The organism is Treponema sp. UBA7567, from assembly GCF_002476655.1.
Classification (GTDB): domain Bacteria; phylum Spirochaetota; class Spirochaetia; order Treponematales; family Treponemataceae; genus Treponema_D.
This window is the reverse complement of the sequence record NZ_DLLH01000004.1, coordinates 1-5,877: the sequence shown is the minus strand read 5'-3', so window position 1 is coordinate 5,877 and position 5,877 is coordinate 1. Positions and strand designations below refer to the sequence as shown.

5 protein-coding genes are annotated in these 5,877 nt (G+C 41.6%); all 5 read right to left on the bottom strand.

The annotated features are described in order from the left end of the window. Nucleotides 1-47: 47 nt before the first annotated feature. Nucleotides 48-2,618: an ATP-dependent Clp protease ATP-binding subunit gene (locus B3Y13_RS00255; RefSeq protein ID WP_296022657.1), complete on the bottom strand. Its 2,571-nt coding sequence runs from the start codon at nucleotides 2,616-2,618 to the stop codon at nucleotides 48-50. A 5-nt stretch (nucleotides 2,619-2,623) separates the two neighbouring features. After that, the gene (locus B3Y13_RS00250) at nucleotides 2,624-3,748 is read right to left on the bottom strand and encodes a hypothetical protein (protein ID WP_296022589.1); all 1,125 of its coding nucleotides are present in this window, start codon (nucleotides 3,746-3,748) and stop codon (nucleotides 2,624-2,626) included. Further along, nucleotides 3,741-4,244: a UvrB/UvrC motif-containing protein gene (locus tag B3Y13_RS00245; RefSeq protein WP_296022588.1), complete on the bottom strand. Its 504-nt coding sequence runs from the start codon at nucleotides 4,242-4,244 to the stop codon at nucleotides 3,741-3,743. The genes B3Y13_RS00250 and B3Y13_RS00245 overlap by 8 nt, the downstream gene beginning before the upstream one ends. Nucleotides 4,245-4,297: 53 nt before the next feature. Then, complete coding sequence (locus tag B3Y13_RS00240; protein WP_296668619.1) at nucleotides 4,298-5,611, bottom strand: ABC transporter permease; 1,314 nt, start codon at nucleotides 5,609-5,611, stop codon at nucleotides 4,298-4,300. Between the two features lie 25 nt (nucleotides 5,612-5,636). Next, nucleotides 5,637-5,877 (bottom strand): ATP-binding cassette domain-containing protein (locus B3Y13_RS00235; RefSeq protein ID WP_296691886.1); only part of this gene is annotated, 241 nt, incomplete at its 5' end.

The window sequence follows — 5,877 nt, the reverse complement described above, 5'->3', positions numbered from 1 at the left end:
TCGGCTGTTTTTATCTTACATTCCTTTTTTTTTATTCTGCACAAAAATTATTGTGCTTCTACTTTTTGTTTTATTTTTTTTATTTCTAGTTTTTTCTGCGGGTTTTCAATTTTTACAATAAGCTTATCTTTTGAAAAATCCACAGTTATTTTCTTGTTTTCTGTAGCCTTTCCTTCCAAAATGAGTATCGAAAGCTGCTCTTCAATTTCGCTTTGGATAAGACGGCGCATTGGGCGTGCTCCGAGGTTTGCATCGTAGCCGTGTTCTACAAGGTAGTTTCTGGCCTTTGGCTTTATCGTAAGCGTCAAATTTTTGTCAGAAAGCCGGGTTTCAAGCTCCTTAATCTGAAGATCGAGAATTTTCGAAATTTGCTCTTTGTTCAGCGCATCAAAAACAACAACATCGTCAACACGATTCAGAAGCTCAGGGCGCATAATTCGTTTTAATTCTTCAAGGGCGTTCGCCTTAATCTCGTTATATGGCAAAATTCCGTCTGGAGATGAATTAAATCCAAGCCTGTGCTCAGAATTTATCTGTCTAGCGCCTGCGTTTCCGGTCATAATAATAACCGTGTTTCTGAAATTTACCGTGTGTCCAAGATTGTCGCTCAGCTCTCCTTCTTCGAGAAGCTGCAGCAGAAGGTTAAAAATATCCGGATGAGCTTTTTCAATTTCGTCGAGAAGAACAACGCTGTACGGTTGACGCCGAACCTTTTCCGTTAAAATTCCGCCTTCGTCAAAGCCGGCATATCCTGGAGGCGCTCCAACTAAACGGCTTGCATTGTGCTTTTCCATATAGTCCGACATATCGATTCTGATAAGCGCGTCTTTTGAGCCGAACAGAAATTCTGCCAAAGATTTTGCGAGCTGAGTTTTTCCGACGCCTGTAGGTCCAAGAAAAATGAATGAACCCAAAGGCCTGTCTGGAGAACTTACGCCTGCCCTGCTTCTGCGGATTGCAGAACTTAAGACTTTTATCGCTTCGTCCTGTCCGATTACATTTTTGTGAAGATGATCCTCCATTTTTAAAAGACGGCCGGCTTCGTTTGAGTCTAGCTGCTCAAGAGGAATTCCTGTTATCGAAGCAATTATTTTGCAAATGTCGTCAACAGCAACGTGTTTTTTTAGACCGCAGGAGTTGCTCTGCCAGAGCTCTGAAAATTCTTCTAGTTTAAGCCTTAAATTCTTTACTTTATCACGGACTTCCGCTGCCTTTTCGTAATTTTGTTTTGCGACAAGTTCTTTTTTTTCGGTAGACAATTCATCAATCGCCTTTTCAAGCTCAGCAAGTTCTACAGGCCTGCTTTCTCCTGAAATTTTTTTTGCGCTTCCGGCTTCATCAAGAATATCAATCGCCTTGTCCGGCAAAAATCTTTCAGGAATATAACGCTCGGAAAATTTTACAATTGCAGGAATTACGCCATCGTCATAAACAACGCCATGAAAATCTTCGTATTTTTGCTTTAATCCGTTCAGAATTTCAATCGTATCAGATACAGAAGGCTCATCAACTTTTACAATCTGAAACCTGCGCTCGAGGGCTGAATCTTTTTCAAAGTATTTGCGGTATTCTTTTGTCGTAGTTGCGCCGACAATTTGAATTTCGCCGCGGCTCAATGCCGGTTTTAAAATATTCGAAGCGTCCATTCCTCCTTCAGAACCGCCAGCGCCGATTATTGAATGAAGCTCGTCGATAAAAAGAATGATATTTCCATCCTCTTTTATTTCTTTCATGATTCTTTTCATTCTTTCCTCAAAATCACCGCGGAATTTAGTTCCAGCAACTACAGCGACCATATCCAAAGCCAAAAGCCGCTTTTTTATGAGATTGAAAGGAACTTCTCCTTTTGCAATTTTTGCAGCAAGACCTTCGATAACAGCAGTTTTTCCGACTCCAGGCTCTCCTACAAGGACAGGATTGTTTTTTGTGCGGCGGCTTAAAATCTGAACAAGCCTTTCAACTTCTTTTTTTCTTCCAACAACAGGATCAAGTTTATTTTCCCGCGACAGCTGCGTTAAATCCCGTGCAAATTCTGCAAGAAAAGAACCGTTTTTTTGACCGCGTTTTTGAGCGTTCTGGGCAGAACCGAAAGCAAACTGGGAAATTGTTTCTTTTTTTGCATCATCTACAAGACGCTGCAATGTGCTTCCCAGAGTGTCTCCGTTCATTTGTGCGCTTGAATGAAAATGAAACTGGACAACCCTTGCCGCTTCGCGAATATCGTTTATGTTAAGTTCAGCGCGTGCAAAAAAATTGCTGGCAACGCTGTTTTCTTCGCGAGATGACGCAATCATAAAATGCTCTGTTCCAATATAATCATTTCTAAGCGAATTTGATTCGAGGGCGGCAATGTCCATGACAGTACGGAGCCTGCGCGAAGGCGGAAGCTCTGAAAGACTTGCGGCGCCTGGACGAGGAACAACCGCCTGCTCAACCGCCAGTTGCAATGTTAAGACGTTTATCCTCAAATCCTGAAGCATTATATATCCAAGTCCGTCGGCGGACTTTAAAAGCGCAAGAAGAATATGTTCAGGCATAAGTTCGCTTGAGCCGCATTTTCTGCCTTCTTCCTGGGCTGCAATAAAAACTTTTTGAAGTCGTGGAGAAATTCTTTTCATATTCATCATTTTATCAATTCCAATTTTTCAAATGTATCCTGAATAACCAGGGCTCGAAGCCGTTCTGTCTGTTTTTCTGTATTGTCAGAAATATCAGGCGGAAAGTTAAAATTTCCGCTCTTGAGCACAGTCTTTAAATGCGATTCCTGCACGCGATATATAAGCGGAGTTAAGGAAATATCATCAACTCCTTTTAACAGTCCGATGTCTTTTCCAAGCTTTATGTCGGAAATAATCATCAGGGCCTCTCTCAAATCAATCAAAAGCGAAAACTTTGCAACGGAAAATCCCTTTACGATTCTGTCGGTTATTTCCGTAGCCCGTTTTTTTATTATTGATTCGCGGCATTTTCGCTCAAGTTCGACAGTTTGCTTTAAAACAGCGGTAAAATTTATAAGCTGCTCAAGTTCGCTTCCAGTTCCAGCCTGATTTGAACTTAACTGATAAAAATTTCCAATTCCTGCTCCTGCCTTTACAAAAGAAGAAAAAGCAGGGCCTGCAATAACGCCCTTGGAAACAATTGACTCAAAAAACGGGCCTATTTCGCCCAAAAATGCCATTGCCGGCAGATGGACACGCGCAGAAAGTTTCATTCCGCTTCCGCAATCCTTTATATTTGCCGTAAGGTAGCCAAAATCGTAGCTAGCCGCAAACTGAAGGCTTTTTTGCAAAAGCTCATCAACTTCCAGGCAATTTTTAAAAGCTGTATCGCAGTCAAGCCCCGAACAAAAGCAGCTTATGCGGACATGGTCTTCATCGTTAATCGTGCAGACAAGACCGGAATTTGCTTTTTTTCCGTTTATGCGCATTACAAGACCGCCGCCCGGAGAATTCAAGGTCGAAGGCTGAATAAGCCCCCTTTCAATCAAAAGTCCTGCGTTCAAAGGATCAATTCCTGCAACGGCAAGCGCCTGATACGAATCCGATTTTTCGCTTTTTAAAAACGCGTCAAAAATCAAAGTCTGGACACGAACCGAATCGTCAGACTTAAAATGACCGGGAAAAGGAAAATCAGCTAGATTTCTTGCCAAACGGACTCTTGTTGAACAGACAACGTCGGACAAAGGTCCTGGAATCGAATACCACTCTCCGCAACCAGAAACATTCTCAGAAATATTTTTCTCACTCATCGTCGTTTCCATTTACCGGGGATTTTTCCAGAGCCCTTAAATAATCGCGGTAGACAGCTGCTTTTTCGTAATCCTCGTTTTTGAGAGATTCTTCAAGTTTTCCCTGAAGCGCAATTCTGTCAGTTAAAACGGAACGGAAAGTAGCAAGCCTTTTTGGCATTCTTCCTGAATAAGAACCTTTTATGCCCTCTTTTCCTAGAAGCTCCCTGATTTCATTTTTAAAAATTGAATAACATTCAGGGCAGCCGGCTTTTTTTGACGACTTGATCAAGGCAAGCTTAGTGCCGCAGACAGGACAGGCTTTTTTGTCTGCTTCCGAAATCTGCCTGGAAATGCTGGTCAGTTCCTTGAATATCGAAGTTATGGATTTTGGATCGCCTGTAATTCCGGATTTTGCGGCACATTCACGGCAAAGGTTTATGTGCTTTTTTCCTCCGTCACCGTTCAATTCTATAAAAACTACGGCATCCTGCTTTTTACAAAAATCACAAATCATTAAAAATACACCAAAGCCTAAGTATAATTCAAAAATAAAAAAAAAGGAATTGCCTATATTTTCTTTAGACTTTCAATCGGTTTTTCCTGGCCTGCTTTTATTGCAGGAATTGCGCTTGCAAAAAGCGAAAGAACAAGAGTTCCGCAGGCAATTATTGTAATCTGGACTAAGGGAATTGAAAGCGGAATATTTTGGAGATAGAACGCAGGATCAAGGATGTGAAGACGCGAAACAGCCGAAACATCGTGCCCCGAAACAAGAAAAGCCGCTTTTTTTACAAAAGTAAGGATATTTTCAATCCAGCCAAGAATCAAATCAAAATTTACTGCGCATAGGAGCCCTGCAGGAATTCCTGCAAGAATTCCCATAAAACCCGTCGACATGCCTGTGATTAAAAAAGAAAAGGTTATGCCAGAAGGAGAAGCGCCAAGACTTTTTAGAATCGCAATTTCCTTTTTCCGTTCCATCACGAGCATGACAAGCGCGCTTGAAATATTTACCGAAGCAACAAGGACAATCAAAAGCATGATAAAAAGAAGCATAATCTGGGTTGATGAAAAATTTTCGTATTGAGAAGCATTTATCTCATCCCATCTGTAAACGCGCGTAAAAGCAGGAGCAAGATTTTCAATTTTTGAAGAAATTTTATCAAGCTCAATAGAAAAAGCATCTTTAGTTTCAATTCCAATCATCGTCTGGCTTGAGCGAAGCGGAAGAATCGAAAAACCTGTATTCAGAGGAATAAAAACCCACAGCGCGTCAAGTTCCTGATAGCCGCTCGAAACTATTGCTGAAATTCTGAATTTCGTGATTTTCGGAACAATTTTATTGGAAGGGAGAATTCTCGTCGTAATAAGCCTGAACTCATCCCCTGCGTGCAAATCAAGGCTTTCGGCAATTTTTTTTCCGATTACGGCATTTTTCCCTTCTTCAAGGCGAATATCCGGCGCTTTTTTTATTCCAGAAACACTCTCTACAATTTCAAAAAGCGCAGAAAAGGCGGTGTTTTTTGAAAAAATATCATTTTCGACTGCGCGGATTGCAGCTCCTGTCCGGATTTTTTTTCCGGCGGCAAGTCCAATTGACTGAATTTCTGGAAAGACATTTGTCACTCCGTCAATTTTGTTCATTTTTTCAGACAGTTTAATAAGGTTTTGAGGCGACTGGGATTCTTCAATGTCAGGATGAAGAATAACGCTTAAATGGGAGCTTGAAAGGCCGATCATCCTGCTGGTCATTCCCTTTATCATTCCGTTGGAAACTGTCAGAATCATGACAAGAGGAACAAGGCTTATTGCAATGCATAAAAACGCTCCCGTAAGGCTTCTGCGGGCATTTGACTTTTTGCCGGTTCTAGGAAAAAGCATTCTGTAAGCATATAAGATGGACGCGCTACTTTTCATTGAGCATTCCGTCCTTTATTGAATAAATTTTGTCGCCCTTTGAAGCCAGTGCCATGTCATGAGTTACAAGGACCAGTGTCTTTTTATATTTTTCCGCCATTGAAAAAAGCAGTTCTCCAATCATAACGGCATTTGCAGGATCAAGGTTTCCTGTAGGCTCGTCGGCAAGTATTAGCTTTGGATCGTTTATAAGGGCACGCGCAACTGCAACTCTCTGTCTCTCGCCGCCG

Excerpts from the sequence above, each read along its gene's own strand:
- B3Y13_RS00245 (WP_296022588.1), bottom strand. The coding sequence starts at position 4,244 with ATGATTTGTGATTTTTGTAAAAAGCAGGATGCCGTAGTTTTTATAGAA.
- B3Y13_RS00250 (WP_296022589.1), bottom strand. The coding sequence starts at position 3,748 with ATGAGTGAGAAAAATATTTCTGAGAATGTTTCTGGTTGCGGAGAGTGG.
- B3Y13_RS00240 (WP_296668619.1), bottom strand. The coding sequence starts at position 5,611 with ATGCTTTTTCCTAGAACCGGCAAAAAGTCAAATGCCCGCAGAAGCCTT.
- B3Y13_RS00255 (WP_296022657.1), bottom strand. The coding sequence starts at position 2,618 with ATGAAAAGAATTTCTCCACGACTTCAAAAAGTTTTTATTGCAGCCCAG.